The organism is Citromicrobium bathyomarinum, from assembly GCF_021021475.1.
GTDB classification, from domain to species: domain Bacteria; phylum Pseudomonadota; class Alphaproteobacteria; order Sphingomonadales; family Sphingomonadaceae; genus Alteriqipengyuania; species Alteriqipengyuania bathyomarina.
The window spans coordinates 25,691-51,197 of record NZ_JAINWL010000003.1 but is presented as its reverse complement, the minus strand read 5'-3'; the positions used below and the strand labels follow the sequence as shown (position 1 = coordinate 51,197).

General features: G+C 66.0%; 24 protein-coding genes. 13 read left to right on the top strand and 11 right to left on the bottom strand.

Translation table 11 applies throughout. The annotated features are described in order from the left end of the window. Nucleotides 1–6 precede the first annotated feature (6 nt). The gene (gene glpK / locus K7H93_RS11860; protein ID WP_230783810.1) at nucleotides 7–1,473 is read right to left on the bottom strand and encodes a glycerol kinase GlpK; all 1,467 of its coding nucleotides are present in this window, start codon (nucleotides 1,471–1,473) and stop codon (nucleotides 7–9) included. A 64-nt stretch (nucleotides 1,474–1,537) separates the two neighbouring features. Between glpK and K7H93_RS11855 the strand changes: the two genes are divergently transcribed. Then, nucleotides 1,538–2,410 (top strand): MBL fold metallo-hydrolase, encoded by an 873-nt coding sequence (locus K7H93_RS11855; protein WP_230783809.1) that lies wholly within the window; start codon nucleotides 1,538–1,540, stop codon nucleotides 2,408–2,410. 15 nt (nucleotides 2,411–2,425) lie between these two features. Next, a complete protein-coding gene (locus K7H93_RS11850) occupies nucleotides 2,426–3,163 on the top strand; it encodes a DUF4230 domain-containing protein (RefSeq protein ID WP_230783808.1) in 738 nt (245 codons plus the stop codon). A gap of 17 nt (nucleotides 3,164–3,180) precedes the next feature. On the opposite strand, the gene K7H93_RS11845 is transcribed toward K7H93_RS11850, so the two are convergent. Further along, nucleotides 3,181–5,169: a BCCT family transporter gene (locus tag K7H93_RS11845; RefSeq protein WP_230783807.1), complete on the bottom strand. Its 1,989-nt coding sequence runs from the start codon at nucleotides 5,167–5,169 to the stop codon at nucleotides 3,181–3,183. A 177-nt stretch (nucleotides 5,170–5,346) separates the two neighbouring features. Here K7H93_RS11845 and nadA point away from each other — a divergent pair, with 177 nt between their 5' ends. Further along, nucleotides 5,347–6,336, top strand: coding sequence for a quinolinate synthase NadA (gene nadA / locus K7H93_RS11840; RefSeq protein WP_230783806.1), 990 nt, complete (start codon nucleotides 5,347–5,349; stop codon nucleotides 6,334–6,336). 81 nt (nucleotides 6,337–6,417) lie between these two features. On the opposite strand, the gene K7H93_RS11835 is transcribed toward nadA, so the two are convergent. Continuing rightward, a complete protein-coding gene (locus K7H93_RS11835; protein WP_054525533.1) occupies nucleotides 6,418–7,329 on the bottom strand; it encodes a bacteriorhodopsin in 912 nt (303 codons plus the stop codon). A gap of 172 nt (nucleotides 7,330–7,501) precedes the next feature. Here K7H93_RS11835 and K7H93_RS11830 point away from each other — a divergent pair, with 172 nt between their 5' ends. Then, nucleotides 7,502–8,818, top strand: a complete 1,317-nt coding sequence (locus tag K7H93_RS11830) for a DUF2254 domain-containing protein (RefSeq protein WP_230783805.1) — start codon at nucleotides 7,502–7,504, stop codon at nucleotides 8,816–8,818. 4 nt (nucleotides 8,819–8,822) lie between these two features. Here the strand turns inward: K7H93_RS11830 and K7H93_RS11825 are convergent, their stop codons facing one another. Continuing rightward, nucleotides 8,823–9,728 (bottom strand): DMT family transporter, encoded by a 906-nt coding sequence (locus tag K7H93_RS11825; RefSeq protein WP_230783804.1) that lies wholly within the window; start codon nucleotides 9,726–9,728, stop codon nucleotides 8,823–8,825. Nucleotides 9,729–9,786: 58 nt separating this feature from the next. Here K7H93_RS11825 and K7H93_RS11820 point away from each other — a divergent pair, with 58 nt between their 5' ends. Then, entirely contained in the window at nucleotides 9,787–10,896 is a 1,110-nt protein-coding gene (locus K7H93_RS11820; protein ID WP_230783803.1) for an alkene reductase, read from the top strand. A gap of 45 nt (nucleotides 10,897–10,941) precedes the next feature. Here the strand turns inward: K7H93_RS11820 and K7H93_RS11815 are convergent, their stop codons facing one another. Beyond that, entirely contained in the window at nucleotides 10,942–11,205 is a 264-nt protein-coding gene (locus K7H93_RS11815; RefSeq protein WP_054526779.1) for a hypothetical protein, read from the bottom strand. Then, on the bottom strand, nucleotides 11,202–11,861 hold the full coding sequence (lipB, locus tag K7H93_RS11810; protein ID WP_230783802.1) for a lipoyl(octanoyl) transferase LipB: 660 nt from the start codon (nucleotides 11,859–11,861) through the stop codon (nucleotides 11,202–11,204). The genes K7H93_RS11815 and lipB overlap by 4 nt, the downstream gene beginning before the upstream one ends. A 60-nt stretch (nucleotides 11,862–11,921) precedes the next feature. On the opposite strand from lipB, the gene K7H93_RS11805 reads away from it, so the two are divergent. Together K7H93_RS11805 and K7H93_RS11800 are read left to right on the top strand one after the other, a co-directional pair. After that, nucleotides 11,922–12,746: a hypothetical protein gene (locus K7H93_RS11805; RefSeq protein ID WP_230783801.1), complete on the top strand. Its 825-nt coding sequence runs from the start codon at nucleotides 11,922–11,924 to the stop codon at nucleotides 12,744–12,746. Nucleotides 12,747–12,804: 58 nt separating this feature from the next. After that, nucleotides 12,805–14,205: an MFS transporter gene (locus tag K7H93_RS11800; protein WP_230783800.1), complete on the top strand. Its 1,401-nt coding sequence runs from the start codon at nucleotides 12,805–12,807 to the stop codon at nucleotides 14,203–14,205. A 40-nt stretch (nucleotides 14,206–14,245) separates the two neighbouring features. Here K7H93_RS11800 and arsC read toward each other — a convergent pair whose 3' ends face one another. Next, nucleotides 14,246–14,590: an arsenate reductase (glutaredoxin) gene (gene arsC / locus K7H93_RS11795; RefSeq protein ID WP_230783799.1), complete on the bottom strand. Its 345-nt coding sequence runs from the start codon at nucleotides 14,588–14,590 to the stop codon at nucleotides 14,246–14,248. A gap of 152 nt (nucleotides 14,591–14,742) precedes the next feature. Between arsC and K7H93_RS11790 the strand changes: the two genes are divergently transcribed. The 3 genes from K7H93_RS11790 to K7H93_RS11780 all read left to right on the top strand — a co-directional run bounded on the left by K7H93_RS11790 (nucleotide 14,743) and on the right by K7H93_RS11780 (nucleotide 20,299). Beyond that, nucleotides 14,743–16,986, top strand: a complete 2,244-nt coding sequence (locus K7H93_RS11790; RefSeq protein WP_230783798.1) for a TonB-dependent hemoglobin/transferrin/lactoferrin family receptor — start codon at nucleotides 14,743–14,745, stop codon at nucleotides 16,984–16,986. A gap of 11 nt (nucleotides 16,987–16,997) precedes the next feature. Further along, nucleotides 16,998–18,002 (top strand): DUF6607 family protein, encoded by a 1,005-nt coding sequence (locus tag K7H93_RS11785; protein WP_230783797.1) that lies wholly within the window; start codon nucleotides 16,998–17,000, stop codon nucleotides 18,000–18,002. A gap of 197 nt (nucleotides 18,003–18,199) precedes the next feature. Further along, entirely contained in the window at nucleotides 18,200–20,299 is a 2,100-nt protein-coding gene (locus K7H93_RS11780) for a TonB-dependent receptor (protein ID WP_230783796.1), read from the top strand. A 3-nt stretch (nucleotides 20,300–20,302) separates the two neighbouring features. On the opposite strand, the gene K7H93_RS11775 is transcribed toward K7H93_RS11780, so the two are convergent. The 3 genes from K7H93_RS11775 to K7H93_RS11765 are packed head-to-tail and all read right to left on the bottom strand — an operon-like array spanning nucleotide 20,303 to nucleotide 21,868. Continuing rightward, nucleotides 20,303–20,854, bottom strand: coding sequence for a (2Fe-2S)-binding protein (locus K7H93_RS11775; RefSeq protein ID WP_230783795.1), 552 nt, complete (start codon nucleotides 20,852–20,854; stop codon nucleotides 20,303–20,305). A 22-nt stretch (nucleotides 20,855–20,876) separates the two neighbouring features. Beyond that, nucleotides 20,877–21,107, bottom strand: coding sequence for a hypothetical protein (locus tag K7H93_RS11770; protein WP_230783794.1), 231 nt, complete (start codon nucleotides 21,105–21,107; stop codon nucleotides 20,877–20,879). Continuing rightward, nucleotides 21,104–21,868, bottom strand: a complete 765-nt coding sequence (locus K7H93_RS11765; protein ID WP_222825115.1) for a class II aldolase/adducin family protein — start codon at nucleotides 21,866–21,868, stop codon at nucleotides 21,104–21,106. The genes K7H93_RS11770 and K7H93_RS11765 overlap by 4 nt, the downstream gene beginning before the upstream one ends. A 115-nt stretch (nucleotides 21,869–21,983) precedes the next feature. Here K7H93_RS11765 and K7H93_RS11760 point away from each other — a divergent pair, with 115 nt between their 5' ends. After that, nucleotides 21,984–23,348 (top strand): MATE family efflux transporter, encoded by a 1,365-nt coding sequence (locus tag K7H93_RS11760; RefSeq protein ID WP_230783793.1) that lies wholly within the window; start codon nucleotides 21,984–21,986, stop codon nucleotides 23,346–23,348. On the opposite strand, the gene K7H93_RS11755 is transcribed toward K7H93_RS11760, so the two are convergent. Then, nucleotides 23,345–24,157: a sterol desaturase family protein gene (locus tag K7H93_RS11755; protein WP_230783792.1), complete on the bottom strand. Its 813-nt coding sequence runs from the start codon at nucleotides 24,155–24,157 to the stop codon at nucleotides 23,345–23,347. The two genes, K7H93_RS11760 and K7H93_RS11755, sit on opposite strands and share 4 nt — an antisense overlap. 49 nt (nucleotides 24,158–24,206) lie before the next feature. Between K7H93_RS11755 and K7H93_RS11750 the strand changes: the two genes are divergently transcribed. Next, the gene (locus K7H93_RS11750) at nucleotides 24,207–24,782 is read left to right on the top strand and encodes a TIGR04282 family arsenosugar biosynthesis glycosyltransferase (protein ID WP_230783791.1); all 576 of its coding nucleotides are present in this window, start codon (nucleotides 24,207–24,209) and stop codon (nucleotides 24,780–24,782) included. Beyond that, on the top strand, nucleotides 24,761–25,507 hold the full coding sequence (locus K7H93_RS11745; RefSeq protein WP_230783790.1) for a glycosyltransferase: 747 nt from the start codon (nucleotides 24,761–24,763) through the stop codon (nucleotides 25,505–25,507). The genes K7H93_RS11750 and K7H93_RS11745 overlap by 22 nt, the downstream gene beginning before the upstream one ends.

Genomic DNA, 25,507 nt, shown 5'->3' with positions numbered 1-25,507 from the left:
GCGGTCTCACGCGTTCGCGAGCGCCTGCGCCCAGCGTTCCAGCCGTTCCTTGCGCACGCCCTCGTCCATCTCCGGCTCGAACCGGTCGATCGGGCCGCGCATCGCCTCGACCGCACCCTGAAGGTCGGCGAACCAGCCGGCCCCGGTCGCTGCCGCGACCGCCGCACCCAGCGCCGTGGTCTCGACGAACCGCGGCCGCTCGACCGCGATGTTCAGGATGTCCGCAATATCCTGCGCCAGCCAGTCGTTCGCACTCATCCCCCCGTCGATCCGCAGGCTTTCCCAGCGTGCGCCGTCGGCAGCGAAGGCGGTCGCCAGATCGTAGGTCTGGCACGACATGGATTCGAGCGCGGCGCGCACGATATGCGCCTTGCCGGTGGAGAAGCTGAGGCCCGCGATCAGCCCACGCGCCTCTGCGCGCCAGTGCGGCGCGCCCAGCCCTGCAAGCGCGGGCACGATCACCACTTCGCCCGAATTCTCCACCGATCGGGCCAGCACCTCGGTTTCCTGCGCGCTGTCGATAAGCCCGAGTGAATCGCGCAGCCACTGGATCAGGCTGCCCGCGACGAATACCGAACCCTCGATCGCATAAGTGCGCTGGCCGTCGTTCTGCGTGAGCACGGTTGAGAGCAGGCGATGCTCGGAATGCGGGATCTGGGTTCCGTGATTGGCGAGGATGAAAGCGCCCGTGCCGTAGGTCGCCTTGGTCTCGCCTTCGGACAGGCAGCCTTGGCCGATCGTCGCCGCCTGCTGATCTCCGACCAGCCCGCAGATCGGGATCGCGCGGCCGAACAGTTCGGGATCGGTGCGGGCGATTTCGCCATGCGTATCGACCACCTGCGGCAGCGCCTCGTGCGGCACGCCGAACAGATCGCACAGATCGGGCGAGAAGCCCGCTTCGCCCAGCGGCAGCAGCAGCGTGCGGCTGGCATTGCTCGCATCGCTGACATGGGCCCCGCCCGATAGCTTCGCGACCAGCCAGCTCTCGACCGTGCCGAAGGCAAGCCGCCCGGCCTCCTGCGCCTGCGCGACCGCATCGACATTATCGAGCATCCAGCGCATCTTGGTGGCGGAGAAATAGGGGTCGAGCAGCAGGCCCGTCTCCTTGTGGACCGCCTCTTCGCGGCCCTCGTCACGAAGCCGCCGGCAAACATCCGCGGTGCGCCGGTCCTGCCAGACGATCGCGCGGGCGAGCGGCTTCAGCGTCTCGCGGTCCCACGCCACCACCGTCTCGCGCTGGTTGGTGATCCCGATCGCGGCGATGCTTTCGGGCGGGCGGTTGCCGAGTACGCGGCGCACGCAATTGAGGCTCGCCTGCCAGATTTCCTGCGCATCGTGTTCGACCCGGCCGGGCTGCGGAAAGTGCTGCGTGATCTCGGCCTGCGCAGTGCCTGCGACCGCGCCGTCGCGCCCGAACAGGATCGCGCGGGTCGAGGTGGTTCCGGCGTCGATCACCAGGATATGTTCGCTCAAGGCTGACCTCTCTCGATTATCTGCGGCGTGACATGCGCCAGCGCGGTGCCCATATGCAATGGCGATGGTTCAGATTCCGCCCCGCCCATGGCCGACCGGCACGCCCGAAAAGCCCGAGCCGCTGGTTACCCGCGTGCTCGCGCCCAATCCCTCGCCCTACACCTTCACCGGGACCCAGACCTATCTGGTCGGCGAGGGTGCGGATCGAGCGGTGATCGACCCGGGGCCGGACGAGGCAGAGCATCTCGACGCGATCCTCGCCGCAGCGGGCGACGCGCGCATCTCCGCGATCCTGTGCACCCACACCCACCGCGACCATTCGCCCGGTGCCGCCCCGCTGGCCGAGCGGACCGGAGCCCCGGTGATGGGCTGCGCCAAGCTGGTGATCGCGGATAACGGCCCGCGCCTCGACGAGGCGTTCGACACTACCTACGAGCCCGAGCGCGTGCTCGCGGATGACGAGACGGTGTCGGGCGACGGCTGGACGCTGCGCGCGGTCCACACGCCCGGCCACACCTCCAACCACCTGTGTTTCGCGCTGGAGCAAAGCGGCGCGCTGTTTACCGGCGATCATGTGATGGGCTGGTCGACCAGCGTGATCGTGCCACCCGATGGCGACATGGGGGATTACCTGGAAAGCCTCGACAAGCTCTACAGCCGCGAGGATCGGGTCTATTATCCAGCCCACGGTGCGCCGGTCGAAAAGCCACAGCAACTGGTCCGCTCGATGCTCGGGCACCGTCGTCAGCGGGAGCGCCAGATCCTGAAGGTGCTGGCCGATGGCCCCCGGAGTCTGCCTGAGTTCATCCCGATCATGTACAAGGGGCTCGATCCGCGGCTGGAGAAAGCTGCTCAGATGTCGGTTCACGCCCACCTCATCGATCTGGAACGGCGCGACATGGTTAACCGTTCTGAAGAGCGATGGACCGCCCTTTAGTGGAGACGAATGCCTGTGAGTGACGATCAGACCGAGACCGCCGTCGAGCATGAAGCGTCAGCGAAGGACGCAAAACCGGTCAAGAAGGCACGCCCGCCGTTTCTGCCGTGGTTTCTGGTGATCCTGCTGCTCGCCGCGATCGCCTGGATCGGCTGGCGTACCTACGGCCCCAACCGGATGGGCGACCCGATCGGCACCACGCTTGTCTCGTTCGAGAAGCAGAACCGGCTGGTGGTGTTCACCGCCGAATTCGCGCCGGTCGTCGCGAGCAAGGACAGTCGCTTTTTCGGGGCGCTGCAGAGCCGCCAGATCGCGGTGATCCCTGCGCGGGTGGATTACTCCGTCGACCTGTCGAAGATGGACCGCTCGCGCCTGTCATGGAACGCCGAAACGCAGACCATGGACGTGCGCCTGCCCGCACTCGAGCTGAGCAAGCCCAATCTGGATGAAGCGCGCGCCAAGTACATGCGCGAAGGCCTGTGGATCACCCGCGATGCGGAAGACGATCTGAGCCGCAACAACACCCAGATCGCGGAGCGCGAAGCGCTCGACAGCGCGCGCAGCCCGGCGCTGATGGAACTCGCACGCGCGTCTGCCCGCGCGGCGGTGCAGCAGAACATCGCCGTGCCGCTCGCCGCGGCAGGCTATCGCGGGATCACGGTGGAGGTCAGCTTCGACGGGGATACGCCCCGGAAGCTGGGATCGCCCGCCAAGGCGGCGACCAAGGCTGCCGAAAAGACCTCCACCCGCTAACCGCCAGCGCGCGGCGATCAGGCCAGCCGCCGCGCGTGGCGGAAATGCTCGTAACGGTTGAGCAGGTCGCCGATCAGCTGTTCGGTGGTGTAACCCGTCACATCGAGCGGATGGCCGCCTTCGGAGCTGCGCACCATCGCCCGGAAATGGCGCTTGTTCTCGTCGCCGGGGCGATGCGCTTCGGCCCAGGCGAAGCTCGGCGGGCGGAAGGAGCGCGCGCGCACTTCGTAGCTGAACGTGCCGTGTTCGCCGTGCGGGACCGATAGCAGCACGTCGCCGCCATCGCGGGTGAGTTCGGGAGCAAGGCTGCGACGGCGCATTTCCGCCGCCACGTCTTCCAGCGCAGGCAAGGCCTTCTGTTCGAGGAATTCGGCGACCTGTTCCTTGCGGAACGAGCCGGTGATGGTGGACAGGCGCTTCTTCCAGCTGATGTCGGGGTCGAGCGGCTGGCTAGGCAGCACACCGTAATCGGGCACACCGCCTGCGTGCTCCATGGCAAGCGCCTTGAGCAGGCCGTAGCAGATGAAGATCATCACCACCGCAAAGGGCAGCGCGCTGGCGATGGCGGCCGTCTGCAAGGCTTGCAACCCGCCCGCAACCAGCAGAACCGCCGCGACGGCGCCCGCGCAAATCGCCCAGAACACGCGCTGCCACACCGGCGGCGCTTCTGCCGCGCCATTGGTGATCGTATCGATCACCAGCGCGCCCGAATCCGCCGAAGTGACGAAGAAGGTCACGATCAGCAGCGTAGCCGCAACAGATGTGATCGACGACAATGGCAGCTCGGCCAAGGTCGCGAAGAGTGCGGTGGGCAGGTTGTCCTGAACCACCTGGGCGAGCGGTGCGACGCCTGCCATGTCGAGCGAAATGGCTGTGTTGCCGAAGACGGTCATCCACAGGAAGGTGAACAGCACCGGCACCACCAGCACGCCGAGCACGAACTGACGGATCGTGCGCCCACGCGAAATGCGCGCGATGAACATGCCGACGAAGGGCGACCACGCGATCCACCAGCCCCAGTAGAACAGCGTCCAGTTCGCCAGCCAGTCGTTCGGCTCGTAAGCGTAGAGGCGGAACGTGCGCTCAACCACCTGACCGAGATAGGCCCCCGTGTTCTGCACGAAAGCCTGCAGCAGGAAGATCGTGGAGCCGGTCACCAGCACAAAGCCGAGCAGGATCACCGCGAGCACGATGTTGAATTCGGACAGGCGCTTCACGCCCTTGTCGAGCCCGAGATAGACCGACAGCGTCGCCAGCAGGGTGATCCCGGCGATCAGCGCGATCTGGATGCCGGCCGATTGCGGGACGCCGGCAATATAGGCGAGGCCGGCATTGACCTGCAGCACGCCCAGCCCCAGCGAAGTCGCAACGCCGAACATGGTGCCCAGCACCGCGAAAATATCGATCGCGTGGCCGATCGGGCCGTGGATGCGCGAACCCAGCAGCGGATAGAGCGCGGAGCGCGGGGTCAGCGGCAGGCCGCGTCGGAACGCGAAATAGGCCAGCGCCAGCCCGACCACCGCGTAGATCGCCCAGGCATGCACGCCCCAGTGGAAGAAGGTGAGCACCATCGCCTGCCGAGCGGAATCGACGCTGAGCGGATCACCGCGCGGTGGCTCCGCATAGTGCAGCATGGGCTCGGCCACGCCGAAGAACACCAGCCCGATCCCCATGCCGGCGCTGAACAGCATCGCGAACCACGACAGGTGGCTGTATTCCGGTTCGCTCCAGTCCGGGCCCAGCTTGATGTCGCCGTATTTGCTGACCGTGAGGAACACGATGAAGATCAGGAAACCGGCCACGGTCAGGATATAGAACCAGCCGAAATCGGCCACGATCAGCGCCTGCAGGCGATCGAATACCTGCCCTGCCGTCTCCGAAAAAAGCGCCCCGAACAGCGCAAAGGCGACGATCAGGATCGCCGACCCGAAGAACACCGGGCGATTGGCGACCAGACGCCACTCCGAGGAATTTTCGGCGGCTTCTTGCAATACGGGATCGGTCATGGCGGTGCGCTCTTGCATCCCCACGCCCCCGGGGCAAGGCGGTCGAGCGGACTTCTTTGCTGCCGGCGTGCGTGTTTAGCCTCGCCCGGGACGCGCTTTTGCGAGGAACACACTCGCGCGCGGGCCCGTTCGTCCTATATGCGTCACCCAACACGAACGACCGGGGCCCACTAGACCATGAACGACCAGACCCGCCCGCCGACCGGCGACGACCTGCTTGCCGAGATCGAGCGCCTGCGCAAGGAACGCAACGCGGTGATCCTGGCGCATTACTATCAGCGGCCCGAAATTCAGGATCTGGCCGATTTCGTCGGCGATTCGCTCCAGCTCAGCCAGATGGCGGCGGAGACCGATGCGGACGTGATCGCCTTTTGCGGGGTCAAGTTCATGGCCGACACGGCCAAGATTCTCAGCCCCGAGAAGATCGTCGTCCTGCCCGACATGGACGCGGGCTGCAGCCTTGAAGACAGCTGCCCGCCGGAAAAGTTCAAGGCCTTCCGCGAGGCGCATCCCGATCATATCGCGCTGACCTACATCAACTGCTCGACCGAGGTGAAAGCCCTGTCGGACGTGATCGTGACCAGTTCTTCGGCCGAAACGATCCTCCAGCAGATCCCCGAAGACCAGCCGATCATCTTCGGGCCGGACCGTCACCTGGGCGGCTATCTCAACCGCAAGTTCAACCGCGACATGCTGCTGTGGCCGGGCGTGTGCATCGTGCACGAGGCGTTCAGCGAGACCGAACTGCTCAAGCTGAAAGCCCAGCACCCCGGCGCACCGATCGCGGCGCATCCCGAGTGCCCGGCGGCGATCGTCGAGCATGCGGATTATGTCGGCTCGACCAGCGGCATCCTGCAATTCGCCGAGACTTTCGAAGGCGACAAGCTGATCGTCGCGACCGAGCCGCACATTATCCACCAGATGGAAAAGGCGCTGCCGAACAAGACCTTCATCGGTGCGCCGGGTGCAGACGGCAACTGCAACTGCAATATCTGCCCCTACATGGCGCTCAACACGCTGGAGAAACTCTACACCGCGCTGCGCGACCTCGAGCCGCGGATCGAGATCGAGGAAGGGCTGCGCCTTCAGGCCAAGCAGAGCCTCGACAAGATGCTGGAAATGGCCAGCGGCACGATCGGCAAGGGCGATCTCGACACGATCGACTGATCGCCGCCAGCCGAACATCGGACACACGAAAAGGGCCGGGGAGATCCACTTCCCCGGCCCTTCTTATGTGACGTGCTGCTGTCAGGGAGCGCGTCGTAATCCGGGCCCGCCGGTATTGGGCTTGTCCGGCGCGGAGGCGAGCGCTTCGGCAGCGGGCATATAGCCCTCGAAGGCGCTGCGCCGCAGGACGAAGCGGGCGAGAATAATGCCGTAGATCAGCTTGGAAGCAATATCGGCGAAGGAATAGATCGCCTGACGCGCAACCACCAGATCGCCCGTCGCGCCAAGCTGCGGCAGGGCATAGGCAAGCGGATAGAGGCCCCAGGTGGCGAGGAAGAACCACCACAGGTTGCTGGGCCAGGATTTCAGGATGTCGGGCGTCGTCGCCAGCCCCGCGATCAGCGTCTGGCGCACTTCCAGGATCAGCCACAGGAAGAAGATCGACGAAATCACACCCCACAGGTTGAGATGCGAGAAATCGCCAACCGCGCCGAACTGGCCGTAGAGGCCGGTCCAGACCATCAGTACACCCGGCACCGCCATGCGCAGCGCGCGCCGATGCACCTCCGCCTGGCGAAGCCCCATCGCGATCGCCAGCTGAGCCAGCAGGATCGGCACGGTGATCGTCCAGTTGCCGTAGCGATAGGCGTTGGAGAAGCTGTCGTTCTGCGCCAGCGGGCGATACAGGCCGTCGACGTAGGCGTAGCTTTCCTTCCACAGCCCGAATTCCTGCAGCAGGGTCAGCCCCGCGCTCGCCATCACCACCGCCGAGAGAATCGGCACCAGCCGGTAACGCGGTGCGAGGTTCTGCACGCTCATCAGGAAGAACAGGATGAACGCGAAGAACGCCGCGTAACTAACCATGAGGATTAACGAACCCAGATGGTATTGTTGGCTGGTCAGGGTGACGAGGTTCTCTATGGCCGAGATCGCTGCGTCGGCCTGAGCAATCTGCGGCTCTGCAACAGTGGTATCGGCGATCGGGGCAGCCATGTGTGTCCTTTCAGAGGGCGGGAAATCTGGCCCCGCCATGCCCGCGTCCAATCGCAGGAAGCCTGCCGCAGCGCAATTCTGGTAAGGATAATCTGCGCATTCCCGTTTCGCTGCGAGACACACGCGGGCAAAGTCCCTAACTTCGCCACGAAACCGGAGTGAAATACCCCAGATGATCGCCAGATTTCAAAAATTATGGAGCGATATCAACGCTAGCTACTGGTTCTTCCCGGGGCTGTTCGCGATCTCGACCCTGCTCCTGGCGATGCTGACGGTGGAGCTTGACCGGCGGGGCCTTACCGAGTGGGTCGATCATCTCAACTGGTTGCCCCCCGCCCGGCCCCAGGGGGCCAGCAACATGCTGACCGTGATCGCCAGTTCGATGATCGGCGTGGCGTCCACCGTCTTCTCGATCACGATCGCGGCGGTCGCCTATGCCAGCGGCAATTACGGCCCCCGGCTGCTGACCAACTTCATGGAAGATCGCGGCAACCAGCTGAGCCTGGCGACTTTCATCGGCACCTTCGTCTACGCGATCACGGTGCTTCTCTCGGTGCGGATGCCCGATGAATCGGGCGTTCTGACCTCGCAAGGCGACGGGTTCGTGCCCCAGCTGTCGCTGCTGATCGCCTACGTGCTGATGGCGGTCTCGGTCATGGTGCTGGTCTATTTCCTCAACCACGTGCCCTCCTCGATCAGGATCAATGCGGTGCTGGAAGGGATCGGTCGCCGCCTGCTGAACGCGATCCGCGACAATTTCGACGAACCGATGAAGGCGCGCGTGGAAGGCGAGGTGCGCAACGGCACGCCCGTGTTTGCCTCGGGCACCGGCTACATCCAGGTGATCAACTGGAACGAGCTGCTCAAGGTCGCGCGCAAGAGCAGGTCGGAACTGCAACTCGCAGTGCGGACCGGCGATTTCTGCCACCCCTCGGTCGCCATCGGTTACTGGTCCGAAAAGCCGGACGATGCCTGCGACGAGCAGGTGCGCGAGTGCATTGCGCTGGGCGATGCGCGGACCCCGGCGCAGGATCTGCATTTCATGATCGACGAGCTGGTCGAGATCGGGCTGCGCGCGCTGTCGCCCGGCATCAACGATCCCTTCACCGCGATCTCGGCCTTGCACTGGATCGGCGCGGCCACTGCCGAACTGGGCAAGCGCGACCTGAACTGGTCAGTGGGCGAACCCGACGAGGACGGGCGACGCCCGCTGCGGCCGATGGCGGACGATTTCAGCCACTATCTCGGGCGCGGCTTCGGCACGATCCGGTCTGCTGCGGCGACCAGTCCGCCGGCAGCCGCGGTCATGTTCGATTCTCTAGAAAGCGCCGCTGTGACGATCACCGATCCGGTGCGCCACAAGAACATCCGCGACGAGGCGGACCAGCTGATGCGCCAGGCAAAAGCCTCCCTCACCGGGCCGGATCTGGAGCAGGTGGAGGCCCGCTTCGCACTGTTTCGCAAGCGTCTGGAAGACCACCCCCAGTAGGGTGTCAGCCGACCCGCGCCCGCGCGACCGCCAGCGCCGTACCGACCATCGCCATGCCGACAAGATCGAGCAGGCCGAGCGTTTCGCCGAACGCCAGATAGCCGGAGAGTACCGCCACGGCAGGCTGCATCAGCAGCGCAAGGCCGATGATCATCGGCGGGAAGGCGCGCAGCGCGAAAACCAGCAGCCCCTGCCCGGCAACCTGGCTCAGCAGCGCGAGCACGATCAACGGAGTCCAGTCGTGCGGCCACACAGGCTCGCCGCGCAGCAGCGCCACCGCCAGCAGCACCGGCGCAGCGATGCAGCACACACGCACCAGCAGGCTCCACCCGCCCAGCCCCTTGCGGGCATCCTGCAGGCACAGCAGGTAGATCGCGTAGAGCATCCCCGCGGTGATGCAGAACAGGTCGCCCATCAGGGTATCCGCGCTGATCTGTGCGCTGCGCCCCAGCAGGATCGCCGCACCGCCCAGCGCCAGCACGATCGCCGCCCACTCGGCCCGCGCGGGCATGGTCCGGGCGATCACGATGCCCCAGAACAGCAGCACGATGCTTCCCGCATTGCCGAACAGAGTCGCGTTGCCCAGCCGGGTATGTTCGATCCCGACATGCCAGCTGGCCAGATCCAGCGCGAAGGCGATCGCCCCCAGCGCGACCAGCCATGCGGTGCGGCGCGGCGCGCCCAGCACAGGCTGACGCACACCTCGTGCGATCAACCAGATGATCGGCAAGGCCAGCACCAGTCGCCAGAAACCGGCCGACACCGGCCCGCTGTCCGCCAGCCGGACCGACCACGGGCCGAGCGCGAGCGCGACATTGCCCGCGATCAGCGCGGCCCAGTGCAGCGCGCGCGGGTTTTGGCTTGCCCCCTGTAAAGGCGTTCTTTCATGTGCGTTGCTTGCCGTGGCCATGGAGCGCCCCTAACTCCGCCCGACGCCCACGGGTCAACCAAATAAGGAGAACACCTCCATGCACGACGCCCTGTTCCAGCCGATCCGCCTCGGCGCGATCACCGCGCCCAACCGGATTTTGATGGCACCGCTGACGCGCGGCCGCGCGACCCCGCCGAACTTCGTCCCGAATAAGATGATGGAAACCTATTACCGCCAGCGCGCGGGCGCCGGGCTGATCATCAGCGAGGCGACCGGGATCAGCGTGGAAGGGCTCGGCTGGCCGAACGCGCCGGGCATCTGGAGCGACGAGCAGGTCGAGGGCTGGAAGCCGATCACCGACGGCGTGCACGAGGAAGGCGGGCGGATCGTCCTGCAGCTGTGGCACATGGGGCGGATTGTTCACCCCGATTTCCTTGGCGGAAATCCGCCGGTATCCGCCAGCGCGACCACCGCGCCGGGCCACGCGCATACCCCGACGGGCCGCAAGGACTACGAGCAGGCGCGCGCGCTCAGCGTCGATGAGATCAAGCGCGTGGTCGAGGATTATCGCAAGGCAGCCGAGAACGCGAAGGCGGCAGGCTTCGACGGGGTGCAGCTGCACGGCGCGAATGGCTATCTGATCGACCAGTTCCTGCGTCGCAGCACCAATCTGCGCGAAGACGAATATGGCGGCTCGGCGGAAAACCGCGCGCGCTTGCTGGGAGAAGCGCTCGACGCGCTGATCGACGTATGGGGCGCGGACCGGGTGGGCCTGCGCCTGTCACCCAATGGCGAAACGCAAGGCGCGGACGATCCCGATCCGGCGGAAACCTTCGGCGCGGCAGCCAAGGTGGCGCAGGATCGCAAGGTCGCCTTCCTCGAACTGCGCCAGCCGGGCCCGAACGGCACCTTCGGCGCGACCGACGTGCCCCAGCAGGATGCCCATATCCGTGGCATCTACACCGGCCCGCTGGTGCTCAACAGCGATTACACACCGGAAGAGGCGGCCAGCGATGTGGAGAGCGGGCGTGCCGATGCGATCAGCTTCGGCCGGCCGTTCATCTCCAACCCCGACCTGCCCACGCGGATCGCCAAGGGCGCGCATCTGGCGGAAAACGTCAACGTACCGCAGAGCTGGTACCTGCCCGGCGAAGCGGGCTACATCGACTATCCGACGCTGGAACAGGAAGCTGCGGCGAGCGCCTGAACCGGCGCGCCGCGAGCAGGCGCAATGATCTGCGAGCGGGCGGCGCTATTCGGCGTCGTCCGCTCCATCCTGCGAGGCATCGCCATCCTCGCTGGCATCCGCGCCGTCTTCACCATCTTCGCCGCCGCGCTTGGGCGACTGCGACTGGACCATAGCGATCGGCAGCATCGAGTCGGTGATCGAGCCGCCCAGCACTTCGCCCTGTGGCCCGGTCTCCTCGGCATCGTTCGACTCGGCGGCATCCTTGCTATCCCCGCACGAGGCGAGCAGCAGCGCGCTTGCACAAATGGCGAAAATCCTGCGGGTCATGACGCGTCCTGTTGTTCGAGCGCGGCGAGAAACGCCGGCGCGTGAGCCTTTAATGCCTCATCCCACGCCTGGGGTGCAAGCGCGATCCCCAGATCGGCGAGGCTGGTCACGCCGAACTCGTCGATCCCGCAGGGCACGATCCCCGTGAAATGCGACAGGTCCGGGTCGAGATTTACTGCAAAGCCGTGCATCGTCACCCAGCGGCGCACGCGCACGCCGATCGCGCCGATCTTCGCCTCGCGCCCATCGGGCCCCTTGGTCCAGATGCCGACCCGTTCGGGCACCGTCCAACACTCCACCCCGAGGCCGCCGAGCGTGGCCACCACCCAGTCTTCCAGCGAATGGACGAAGCGCCGCACATCCTTGCCGCGCTTGCGCAGGTCGAGCAGGGTGTAGGTCACCCGCTGACCCGGCCCATGATAGGTGTAGCGCCCGCCACGGCCCGCCTCGACCACGTCGAACCGCGGATCGAGCAGCTCGCTCGCCACAGCGCTGGTGCCGGCGGTGTAGACGGGGGGATGCTCCAGCTGCCAGATCAGCTCGCGCGCCTCGCCCCGCTCGATCGCGGCGTTGCGCGCCTCCATCTGGTCCAGCGCCTCGCGGTAGGGCACCTGCTGCGTGGCGACATGCCATTCGATCTGTTCAAGTCCGGCCATTTTCGTTTGCGTGGCCCATGACCCGCCGCTTATCAAGAGCCGCACACAAGGGGGTTGCCAATGAAACTCGACATGAATCGCGCGTGGACCGAAGCGCTCAGCCTGATCCAGGCCAATATCGGCGTGGTCGCGACCGTCGCGGGCGTGTTCTTCTTCCTGCCCTATCTCGCCTTCGCATTGCTGATGCCGGAGACGGCCAACTTCGCGGTCGAGCCCAACTCGGACGATCCGACCGCCGCGTTCGATCAGGTTATGGCGCTGTATGCGGACATCTGGTGGATCATGCTGCTGCTGATTGTGGCGCAGACGGTCGGCACGCTCGCCCTGCTGGCGCTGCTGCGGGCGGATAACCGCCCGACCGTGGGCCAGGCGATCACGGTGGGCGCGATCGGTTTCCTCACCTCCATCGCCGCGACCATCATCCTGTATATCGGCGTGGGCGTGATCGGGGGCGTGCTGATGGGGGTCGCAATCGCAAGCAAAATCACCGCGCTGGCAGTGATCCTGGGCCTCCTGCTGTTCGTCGCCTTCATCTACCTGATGGTAAAGTTCTCGCTGCTCGCGCCGGTCATCGCGATCGACAAGGTCTACAACCCCCTCACCGCCCTGCTGCAGTCGTGGCGGCTGACCAAGGGCAATTCGGTGCGGCTGTTCTTCTTCTACCTGCTGCTTTTCATCGCCCTCGTGGTCGTCAGCGGAGTGATCGGCATGATCGTGATGCTGGTCTTCGGCCTGATGGGGGAGGAAGTCATGCTGATCGGTTCGGGGCTGATCAATTCGGCGGTCAATGCGGTCGTCATCGTACTGATGCTGGGCGTCCTCGCCGCAGTTCACCGCCAGCTCGCCGGGCCGAGCGCGGAAAGCATGGGCGAAACCTTCGAATAGCCTTTATGGGGGAGCGCCGATTGCCACCTGCGCGCGTGCGGCCTAGCGTCGCGCCGTAATGGCCGACAATCCCCCCTCCGCTTCCGAGAATTCCCTTCTGAGCCCCCCGGCTCCGCCAGACCACCAAGGCATCCCGCGCGGGCGGATGGCGCTGCTGTTCACCGTCGTGCTGGTCTCGGCGGCGGGCAACACGGCGATGCAATCGGTCATGCCCTCGATCGGCACCGCGCTGGGAGTTGCCGACGTATGGATCAGCCTGGCCTATAGCTGGTCCGCGCTGCTGTGGGTGATCTTCGCCCCCTACTGGGCGAGCCGGTCGGACAGGCGCGGCCGCAAGGCGATGATGGGGCTGGGCCTCGCGGGCTTCGTCGCCTCCATGGGCCTGTGCGGCGCGGTGCTGTGGATCGGCCTCGCCGGATGGCTCACCCCGCTGCTGACCCTGCTGCTGTTCGCGCTGTGTCGTTCGCTCTACGGACTGCTGGGTTCCGCCGCGCCGCCGGCGGTGCAGGCCTATGTCGCCAGCCGCACCCCCCGTGCCGAGCGCACGCAGGCGCTGTCGCTCATTTCGTCCAGCTTCGGGCTCGGCACGGTGATCGGCCCCGCGCTTGCCCCCCTGCTGATCTTCCCGCTGGTTGGGCTGACCGGCCCATTCTTCTCCTTCGCGGTGATCGGGATCGTCGCGATGGTCGCGCTGCGGCTGCGCCTGCCCAACGACGAGCCGCGCTTTGCCGCGCGCGGGCTGGCCTTCGATGCGCCCTATGGCGGCAGCGGCGCAGGCCGCCATGCGACCGACAAGCCGTCGGACGAGGAGGCGGATACGCCCGCCGGGCAGGACACGTCCCTGCCTGCCGAAGCGCCCGCCCTGAAATGGGCCGACAAGCGCATTCGCCCGTGGCTGCTGGCGGGGCTGCTGGGCGGCCACGCGCAGGCGATGATGCTGGGTATCGCAGGCTTCCTCGTGCTCGACCGACTGGGCCTGCGCGACGATCCGCTGGCGGGTGCCGGGCCGGTCAGCATCGTGCTGATGATCGGCGCGGTGGCGACCCTGCTGGCGCAATGGGGGCTGATCCCCATTCTGCATCTGGGCCCGCGTGTCTCGACACTGGCGGGCATGGCGTTGAGCGTGGTCGGCGCGGCGATCTTCGGCACGGCGGGCGATCTTCACGGCATCGCGCTGGGCTTTGCCGTCGCCGCGCTCGGCTTCGGCCTGTTCCGGCCCGGTTTCACCTCGGGCATGTCGCTTGCGGTCAGCAGGCCCGAGCAGGGTCAGGTTTCGGGCAAGGTCGCCAGCGTCAACGGCGCGAGCTACATCTACGCGCCGGCGCTGGGCGTGTGGCTTTATGGCCATAGCGACTGGATCGGCTTTGCCGCGATCATCGGCTTTTGCGTGGCAGTGATGGTGATCGGCTGGACCCGGCTCGACAGTGATGAGGCGCTGATGGCACGCGCGGACGACTAGGTCGCTCCGCACGCGCCCGGGCTAGCCGAGCCCCTTAAGATCAGAGGATTTCCAGCACCCGGTCCTGCGGGCGGCACAGGCGTGCGCCCTTCTCCGTCTCGACCAGCGGCCGCTCGATCAGGATCGGGTCGGCGACCATCGCATCCAGAATCGTATCCGCGTCGGCATCGGGCAGGCCGCGTTCTTCCACATCCGTGCCACGCGTACGCAGCCCCTCGGCAGGGGTGATCCCCGCATCGCGGTACAGCTGGGCCAGCTTGTCGCGAGTCGGCGGCTCCTTGAGATATTCGACCACGGTGAGGTCGACCGACTTGAGGTTCTCAAGGATCGCAAGCGTCTTGCGCGAAGTGCCGCATTTCGGATTGTGCCAGATGGTCGCTTTCATGATCCGCATCCCTTCGATGAAACTGATGCCGCTCGCCTAGCGCCGAGCCGATCCCCAGCCAAGACGAGACTCTCGACGATACAGCGGTTGTAATTGCGAACCCTTCTCATTAGGCGGAGCTATCGCGAATCAATTGCAACAGAGGGATCGTCATGAGGGACCACACTTTCCGTATCGCGCTTTTGCTGGGGGCATCCGCCCTGCCCGGCGCGGTCCATGCGGAGGACGCCGCCACCGGTAGCGAAGAGGCCGCGCAGGCGGCTGGGGAAGGCGAACAGATCGTCGTCACCGCAACCCGCACGCCTCTCGCTATCGACGATGTGCCCGCCACCGTCACCGTGATCGACGCCGAAGACATCGCCGATGACATGGTGACCGACATCAAGGACCTGGTCCGCTACGAACCGGGGGTCTCCGTCCGCCGCGCCCCTGCCCGCTTCGGGGCGGCGCTGGGCACGCTGGGCCGTGCGCGGAACGAGGATTTCGTGATCCGCGGCATCGGCGGCAATCGCGTGCTGATCCAGGTCGACGGGATCCGCACCCCGCAGGGCTTCACCTTCGGCGCGCAGGAAGCCGGGCGTGGCGGCTACACCGATGTCAGCCTGGTCAAGTCGGTCGAGATCCTGCGCGGGCCCGCATCGGCGCTCTATGGCAGTGACGGGCTGGCCGGCGCAGTCAGCTTCACCACCAGCGATCCGGTCGATCTGATCGGAACCGACAGCTTCGGCGGCTTCGCCAGCGCATCCTATTCGAGCGCGGACGAGGAATTCTCCGAAACCGTCGCGCTCGCCGGGCAGAGCGGCGCGTTCTCCGCGATGCTCGCCTACACCCGCCGCGATTTCCACGAGCTGGAGAACAAGGCCACGGTCGGCGGGATCGGCGAGGCGCGCACGCTGCCCAACCCGCAGGATGGCGAATCCGACGCATTTCTGGGCAAGCTGGTGTGGGAACAGGGGCCGCACCGCCTGCGCCTCACGGGCGAGTACCTCGACAGCGCGCTGTTCACCGACGTGCTGACCGGGCAAGGCCCGCAATTCCTGTTCGGCCCCTCCCCCAGCTGGATCGTCGACGATCTGACCGCCAACGACACGACGAGCCGCAAGCGCGTCTCGCTCGACTGGACCTATAGCGGCGGCGGCGCAGTCGATTACGCGCATGTCGCGGCCTATTATCAGGACGGCAAGGACGTGCAGTTCGCGGACGAGGACCGCTCCCCTGTCGGGGCAACTCCGCGCCCCGATCGCGAACGGCTCAACACTTTCGAGAACGAGGTGTTCGGCGGCGTGGCCGAGGCGCGCAAGGTCTTCTCGACCGGCGCGATCGGCCATGTGCTGGCCTTCGGCGGCGATGTCAGCTTCACCCGGCAGGAGGGTCTGCGCGACGGGACCGAGCCTCCCGCAGGCGAGGTCTTCCCCTCGCGCGCCTTCCCCGCGACCGATTTCACGCTGGGCGGGATCTTCCTCGCCGACGAGATCGCGCTGTTCGACAACCGGCTGACGATCTTCCCCGCGGTGCGGTTCGACTTCTACGACTTGTCGCCGACGGACGATCCGCTGCTGCCCAGCTTCACCGGATCGGCCCAGAGCGGAAACCGCCTGTCGCCCAAGCTGGGCGTCACGCTCAAACTCGCCGAGAACACGCTGCTTTTCGCCAATTACGCGCAAGGTTTCCGCGCTCCCACGCCCTACCAAGTGAACAATTTCTTCGAGAACCTGGCCTACGGCTACACCTCGCTGCCCAACCCGGACCTCGGCCCGGAAACCAGCGAGAGCTGGGAGGGCGGCATTCGCTTTTCGAGCGATGCGGTCTCGCTCCAGGTGGTTGGCTTCAAGGCCAATTACGACGACTTCATCAGCCAGCAGATCGTGGGCGGATCGTTCACCCCCGCCGATCCGGCGCAATACCAGTACGTCAATTTCGACGCGGTCGAGATCGACGGGGTCGAGGCCAAGGCATCCTACCGCGCGGATAACGGCCTGACGGCGAACTTTGCGATCGCCTATGCCGATGGCGACATCCTGTCGCCGGGCGCCGCGCCGCAGCCTCTCTCGACCATCGATCCGCTCAATCTGGTGGCGGGTATCGGATACCGCCATCCGCAAGGGCGCTTCGGCATCAACCTGACCGCGATCCACCACGCGCGCAAGGAACTGGACGAGACGACTGGCGAATGCACCGGCGATTGCTATCGCCCCGAAGCGTTCACCGTGCTCGATGCGACCGCCTTCGTCGCGATCACCGATGCGCTCAAACTGCGCGCCGGCATCTTCAACCTGACCGACGAGACCTACGCCTACTGGCAGGACGTGCGCGGCCTTTCCGCCACTTCGACGGTCACCTCGGCCTTCACCCGGCCGGGCCGCAACGCCAGCGTTTCGATCAACTTTTCATTCTGAGGGAGGACCATATGAAACTGACGACACTGATCGGCGCAGCCCTGCTCGCCACCACGGCCATCGCCAGCCCCGCGCTCGCCGACGGCCCCATCGCGGATCGCGGCGAAGCGGTCGAGCGCGCGCATTTCCAGAAGGACCGCGAAACGATCCTGTCGATGGCGGGCGACTACAAGGTGCGCTTCGACATGCAGGAATCGACGCCCTGGATGGAAGGCTACGAACCGCTCGATCGCAAGATTTCGGGCGGGTATGAATCGGTCCGAGTGATCGAGGATACCGGCACCAAAATCGTCCTCCAGCACCTGCTGGTGGTCGGGAACGAGGGCGAGGAGTTCGTCATCAAGCACTGGCGGCAGGACTGGGAGTACGAGCCGGAGAAGATCCTCGCCTATACCGGCCCCAATACCTGGGAATGGAAGGAAATGCCCGAGCGGATGCGCAATGGCCGCTGGTCGCAGACCGTCTATCAGGTGGACGACAGCCCGCGCTATGCCGGGTGGGGCGAATGGCAGGATAGCCAGGGCATCCGCCGCTGGCGCTCCAACTGGACCACGCGCCCGCTCGCCCGCCGCGACGCGGTGCGCCATCCGATCTACGACCGCTACGAAGGGATCAACCGCCACCAACTGACCCCGACCGGCTGGATCCACTGGCAGGACAACACCAAGATGATGCCCGATGCTTCGGCAGAAGGTGGGCTGAAGCCGGTGGTGCAGGAATACGTCCTCAACAACTACGACCGGTTCGATGGCTACAATACCGGCGCGGCCGATGCCTACTGGGCGGCCACCAAGGATTACTGGGCCGCCGTGCGCGACATGTGGGCGGACGTCGCCGAAGCGAACGGCGGCATCACGATCGAGGAAGAGGCCGAGACCGGCACGGTCATCAGCGGGCGGCTGCTCACCATCGGAAACGAGCTGCAGGAAGGCACAATCGCGCAGGATGCGGCGATTGCAGAGGCACGCGCGCTGATCGGTGAGGCGACGGCACCTGCACAGCAAGGAGCGTACTAGAGCCGCAAGTGAACCGGCGCGCGTTCGGGCTCCTGAGACGGGCCTCGCGCGTCGGTTCATCCTGCCCCCCGCCAGGGTGTTCATGTTGGGTCGGTTCGTTTGCGCGGGTCTCATTCCCCACGCAGGGGCTTGCCTGTGCGACTAATTATCAATAGCGGGCATCCCGCAAACGCTAATTACTCGCATCAGGGATTCTCATGCACCGCTCTTCCTTCCGGTCCGGCCTTTTCCTCGGCGCCGCGATCGTCTGCGCCACTGCCAGCCCCGCAATGGCGAATACCGATTCAGAGGACGGCGCGACGCCCCAGCGCGACTACCTTCCCGCCGAGATCGTGGTGACCGGCGAGCGTGCGGGATACGATACCGCGGATGGCAGCACCGCCACGAAGACCCCGACCCCGCTGATCGATGTGCCGCAATCGGCCACCTTCATCACCGAGGACCAGCTGGAGGACCAGTCGATCCGCCAGCTGGGCGAGGCTCTGCGCTTCGTGCCCGGAATCAGCCTTGAATCGGGCGAAGGCCACCGCGACGAGATCTTCATCCGCGGGCAGGAAACCACCGCCGACTTCTATCTCGACGGTCTGCGCGACGACGCGCAATATTATCGCTCGCTCTACAACATCAGCCGGGTCGAAGTGCTCAAGGGCGCCAATGCGCTGATCTTCGGGCGCGGTGGCGGCGGCGGCGTGGTCAACCGTGTCAGCAAGAAGGCTCAGACGAACGAAGGCTTCGGTCAGTTCGATGCCTCTCTCGACACCTTCGGCGCCTTCGCGCTGCTCGCCGACGTCAACCAGCCGCTGACCGAGACGGTCGGCCTGCGCCTCAACGCCACCTACGAAGAATTCGACAATAACCGCGATTTCTACGGGGGTCGCTTCATCGGCATCTCGCCCACGCTCGGCGTCGATATCGGGCCGGACACACGGCTCGACGTGTCGTACACCTATGATGATGACCGGCGGACCACCGACCGCGGCGTCCCCTCCTTCCAGGGCGGGCCGCTGACCGGGTACGATGACACCTTCTTCGGCGATCCCGACTTCAACCGGAGCACGATCGAAGCGCACATCGCCCGCGCGCGGGTGACGCATCGTCTGTCCCCCGCGGTCAGCGTCAACGCGGCGCTGCAGTACGCCAATTACGACAAGGCCTATGCCAACATCCTGCCGCGCGGCACCGACGGCACCTCGGTCAGCCTTGGCGGCTACGCCGATGCGACACAGCGCGAGAACCTGATCGGGCAGGCCAACCTGGTCGCTGAATTCGATACCGGCCCGATCGGGCACACGCTGCTGGTCGGCATCGAGGGCGGCAGGCAGGACACGCAGAATAGCCGCGACAACGTGACCTTCGCCGGTGCGAGCAGCGCGCCGCTGGCCGAAACGATCTTCGTCCCGCCCTTCACCACTGCACCCAGCCGCGCGCGCGACAGCGATCTGACGACCTTCTCCGCCTATGTGCAGGACCAGATCGCAATTGGCGACTTCGTCGAACTGGTCGCGGGCCTGCGGTTCGACCGCTTCGATCTCGATACCGTCGACCTCGTCAATGCCGTGGATGGCAGCCGGGTGGACGAGCAATTCAGCCCGCGCGCCGGCCTGATCGTCAAGCCGGTCGAGAACATCTCGCTCTACGCCGCCTATTCCGAAAGCTTCCTGCCGCAGGCGGGCGACCAGTTCGTGATCCTGAGCCCCGGCGACGCCGCGTTCGAGCCCGAGCAGTTCACCAATTACGAGATCGGCGCCAAATGGGCGATCGGTCCGCGTCTGCTCGCCGCTGCATCGATCTTCCGGCTGGAGCGGGAGAACACGACCGCGCCCGATCCGAACAATACCGGGCTGACGCTGCAGACCGGCGCGAGCCGCACAGAAGGCTTCGAGATCAGCCTGACCGGCGAAATCCTGCCCTTCTGGGAGGCGAGCCTCGGGTATACCTATCTCGATGGCGAGATTACCGAGACGACCGATGCTGCGGTCGCCGGCACGCGGCTGCAGCAACTGCCCGAACACCAGATCACCGCATGGAACCGGTTCAACCTGACCGACCGGCTGGGCGTGGGCGCAGGCCTGATCTATCAGGGCGAACAGTTCGCCAGCTTCAGCCAGAACGTGACGCTGCCCGACTACGTCCGGGTGGATGCGGCGATCTTCTACGACGTCACGGACCGGATCGCGGTGCAGGTGAACGTCGAGAACCTGTTCGACGAGACCTACTATCCGAGCGCTCACGGCGACAACAACATCCAGCCGGGTCGTCCGTTCAGCGCCCGCCTGGGGGTTCGCCTGAAGATGTAACCGCTAGTCGGCGCGTGGCTCGACCGGTGCGAGCGCCGGGACATCGCGCGCCGCCTCTTGGGGATCGATCGCGGGCGGCGGGGCGGCTTCAATGGCCTGCGCACCGCTCGCTGCCTCGCTTGCCCGCACGATTGCCCGCGCCAGTCGCGGATAAACCCCGCAGCGGCAGATGTTGGGGATCGCGACGTCCATGTCCGCGCGGCTCGGCGACGGATTGGCTTCGAGCAGCGCGGCAGCGGCGATGGCGATGCCGGGCGTGCAGAAGCCGCACTGGATCGCCTGTTCGGCGACCAGTGCCTGCTGCACCGGGTGCGAGCGATCGCGCGAGAGCCCCTCTATCGTCGTGATCAGCCGCCCTTCCGCCTCCTCAATCGAGACGAGGCAGGATCGCAGCGGCACGCCGTCGATCAGCACCATGCACGCACCGCAATCGCCCGTCCCGCAACCGAACTTGGTGCCGGTGAGGTTGCTTGCCTCGCGCAGTGCGAACAGCAGCGGGGTATCGGGGTCGAGCAGATATTGCACCGGCCGATTATTGACCGTCATCTTCGTCACGGCATCACCAAGCTAATCCGCCCTAATCCGCATAAAACTCGACCAGATGGCACCGCTCGCAACGGAACGCGCGCAGCGGCTTGAGCGCCTTCTTGTCCACTTTCACGCTGCCGGTCCAGCCGGTCTGCGGCGTGCCTTCCTGCCAGCGGCCGGGCTGCACCTCGCCATAGCCCATATCGACGACGAAGCCTTCGGCGCTGCGCCCGCCGCACTTGCCGCAATGGCGCGCTTCGGCGGGTGCAGGATCGCTCACTGCTGCCAGCTGTCGTCGATCCGCGTCGCCTTGCGCTTCCACGCCTCGAAATCGAACACGCCCGCGCCGCCCTGACCCTGCATGACGGCAAGGTCGCGCTGGTGGACATCGACCACGTCCTGCTGCACCACCACGGCCTCTCCCTGGCTGAGCGTGGCGACCTGAATCTCGCACGCGCGCTGCAAAGACCACATCATCACGAACATTTGCTGGATCGTCTTGCCCATGACCACCGGGCCGTGGTTGCGCAGCATCAGGATCGACTTGTCGCCCAGATTCTCGAGAAGGCGGTCGCCCTCTTCGGCGCGCACGGTGACGCCCTCGAAATCGTGATAGCCGATCTGGTTCTGGAAATTGCAGGCGTAGAAATTGGTCGGCAGCAACCCGTCCTTGTGGCTGCACACCGCCATCGTCGCGGTCGTGTGCACATGGCAGATCGCGTTCGCCCGCTCGCCCAGATGCTTGTGGAAATGCGCGTGCTGCGTGAAGCCCGCCTTGTTCACCATGTAGGGCGAACCGCCGATATTATTGCCCTCGACATCGATCTTCACGAGGTTGGAGGCGGTCACCTCCTCGTATAGCAGGCCGAAGGGGTTGATCAGGAACGCGCCCTCTTCGCCCGGCACCGCGAGCGAGATGTGGTTGTAGATCGATTCCGACCAGCCGAGCAGATCGAAGATGCGATAGCACGCGGCGAGGTCCAGCCGCGCCTGCCATTCTTCCTTCGAACATTCGTAATCGAGCTTCGCCTGCGTCGCCATCGGGCCTCTCCTTCATGTCTGTTTGCCGGGCATGATAGGGCAACGCGTGGCACGCGCACAAGCGCGGGGATTTGGCGCTTTAGCTTGCGCGACGTTCGGTCTACCGACCCGCGCAATGAGCAAACAAGCAAAGCTGACGCGCGGGAGCATTCCGGGCCATCTCGTGACGCAGACCCTGCCGATGATCATCGGTGTCGCCGCGATCATGTCGATCAGCCTCATCGACGCCTATTTCATCGGCCAGCTGGGGCCCGACCCGCTCGCCGCGATCAGCTTCATCTTCCCGATCTCGGTCGCGCTGACCAGTCTTGGCGTGGGGGTGATGGTCGGCATCAATTCGGTCGTCGCGCGTTCACTGGGCGCGGGCGATCACGATCAGGCCGCACGCCGGGCGAACCTGGGCGTGGTCTTCGCCACGGTGGTCGGCGTGATCCTGGGGCTCGCGCTGTGGCTACTGCAGGAGCCGCTGTTCCGGCTGATGAATGCGCCGGACAACCTGCTGCCGCTGATCCGCGACTACATGGACCCGTTCGCGCTCGCCTTCCCGTTTTCGCTCGTGCTGATGGGCTTCAACGGAGTGCTGCGCGGACAGGGCGAGGCGAAGATGAGCAGCTTCATCAACATCGCCTACGCGGCGGTCAACTGGGTGCTCGACCCGCTTCTGATCACCGGCGCATTCGGGTTCGAAGGCTTCGGCATCGCAGGCGCGGCCTATGCCACGCTGATCGGCTGGGCGATTGCGGTGGTGCTGGCGGTCGTGTGCGTCGGGCGAACGCACCTGCCGTTCAATCCGGCGCTGATCCGCGATTGCGAGAACCCGCGCGAGCCGATCGTGGCGATCATGAAGGTGGCGGGCCCGGCCTCCTTCTCCAACGCGATCAACCCGATCGGCCTTTCGGTGCTGACCGCGCTGATCGCGCTGGAAGGCCAGTCAGCGGTCGCCGCCTTCGGTGCGGCGGGCCGGTTGCAGAGCTTCGCCATCGTGCCGCTACTTGCGCTGTCGGGGTCGATCGGAGCCATCGTCGGGCAGAACTGGGGCGCGAACCAGCCGGAGAGGTCGCGCGCGGCGGCTCGCGGTGCGGGGCTGTTCAGCGTGATCTACGGCTTGGTGATTGCGGTGGCGCTGGTCGCAGCGGCGAAGTGGTTTGCAGGCTTCTTCACCGACGATCCGGCCATTGTCCGCCAGTTCTCCCGCTATCTGGAGATCGCCGCATGGGGTTATGCCGGGTTCGGCCTGCTGATCGTGGGCAACGGCATCCTCAACGCGGTCGACAAGGCGGGGCTGGCGCTGGCGCAAAGCTGCGCGCGCGTGTTCCTGGTGATGCTCCCCTTCGGCTGGCTGCTGCGCCCGGTGTGGGATTCGGATGCGATCTACGCCGCGGAACTGGCCGCCAACCTCGTCGGCGGGCTGGTCGCGGTGCTGCTGGTGCGCAAGGTGCTCAGCGGCACCCCGCCAGCCGCACAGGGCAAGGGCGGCTAGCGCAGGCTGACAGCGCCCGGCGGGAGCGGCGCGGGCGTCGCGCGAAACGGCGCGGTGAAACTGTTGCCCAGCGACAGGTCCGCCAGCGAGGCCGCGTCCGCAACCCCGATCTCGATCCGCGCCTGCGGTTTGCTGCGCAAGGTGCGGTGCAGCCGGTCCCACAGGCTCAGCCCGCTGGTCCAATTGCTGTTCATCTCCTCCCACACCTTGGAGTGATGCACCCCGTGCATCTTCGGCGTGGTGAGGATCAGCGACAGGTTTTCGTCCCACCGCCCCGGCAGCGCGAGGTTGGAATGGTGGAACAGCACCGATGCCTCGAAGAACCGCCGGTGTGCCATCAGTATGCGCACGTCTGCCCCGCTGAGCACCACTTGTGCGACCCTGAACGGCAGGGAGATCAGCATATCGACCGCATGGAACCGCAGCGCGGTGGTCATGTCCATGTCCGGATCGATGTGATGGACCCGGTGAAACCGCCACAGGAACGGCACCTTGTGGGTCGCGATGTGCCACCAGTAAAAAGCGTAATCCATCGCCGCGACCCCCAGCACGATCTGCAACGCTCGCGGCAGCGGCAGCACTTGCACGAGGCCGCGTCCCGCGTGGACATTACCCTTCGCCAGCCGGGTAAGCAGCGGCATCTCGATCGCAGTGACCACCAGCATGGTGCCCGCCCCCAGCGCGAGATTGCGGACCTGCCGGGTTGCGGTGGAGTGCGTCTGGCGGCGAAGCGGCCGCGCCCGCTCGGCCAGCCACAATCCGCCGACCAGCGCGACGCCGAGTACGGTCAGGGGTGAAATGCGGGCCATGTCTGTTGGCTTATGGGAAAAGTCGCGCGCTGTCGCTATGCCCGCAAGGATGACGCCCGAGATCGCGATTTTCGCCCGCTGGCCGGAGCCGGGCAAGGCCAAGACCCGGCTGATCCCGACGCTGGGCGCCGAAGGCGCGGCGCAACTCTATCGCACATTGCTGGAGCTGACCGTGCGCGAGGCACGCGGCAGCGGCCTGCCGTTCCACCTGCGGGTGACCGGCGGCGAGCCGGCGCGTTTCCGCGAGTGGCTCAGCAGCGAACTCGACGTACGCGATCAGGGTGACGGCGATCTGGGCGAAAAGCTGACCCGCGTACCCACTCCGGGGATGATGATCGGCAGCGACTGCCCCGGTCTGACGGCCGCGTTGTTGCGCGAGGCTGGCGATGCTCTTTCGAGCCACGAGGCAGTGATCGGCCCGGCGGATGATGGCGGTTACTGGCTGCTCGGCCTGCGCGCGCCCTGCCCCGACCTGTTCGTCGACATGGCGTGGAGCACGGACGCGGTCTTCCCCGAGACGATGCGGCGGCTTGAGACCAGGGGCATCGTCCCGCACCTGCTGCCCGAGCTGACCGATATCGACACGGGCGAGGATCTCGCCGCATGGCCGGAACTGCTGGCGTGAGCGACACAGGCGTTGCGATCGTGGTGCCGGTGCTGAACGAGGCGGCGGCTATTTCCGCGCTGGCAGCGCATCTCGCCACACTCGACCCAAAGCCTGCGCAGGTCATCGTCGTCGACGGAGGAAGCAGCGACGAGACGCTTGCTCTGGCGCGCGCAGCCGGATGGCAGACACTCTCTGCCGAACGCGGGCGCGCGCGGCAGATCAATGCGGGCGTCGAAGCCGCCGGAGCACCTCTGGTTTGCGTGGTCCATGCCGACAGCTTTCCGCCGGTCGACATGGTCGCGGTGATCCGCGATACGCTGGCTGACAAGCGCATCGCGCTCGCCAGCTTCACTCCGCTGATTGCCGGCACGAAGACCCGCTGGCTGACCAGCGCGCACAACTATGTAAAGACCTGGTACGCCCCGCTGCTGTGCCGCCCGCACGAGTTCGTGCGCGGCGTGCGCCTGCTGTTCGGCGACCATGCGATGTTCTTCCGCCGCGCCGACTTCCTGACCATTGGCGGCTGCACGCCGGGCGACATGGTTATGGAGGAAGCGGACCTGTGCGTGAAATTCGCGCGGCTGGGCCGCATCCGCATGGTCCACCGCGTGGTGCGCACATCGGACCGGCGGATCGCCGCGTGGGGTCCGCTCAAAGCCAACTGGATCTACTTCAAGGTCGGCATCCTGTGGGCACTCGGCCTGCGCGGACGCATGGAGCGCGACTACCCCGATATCCGGTGA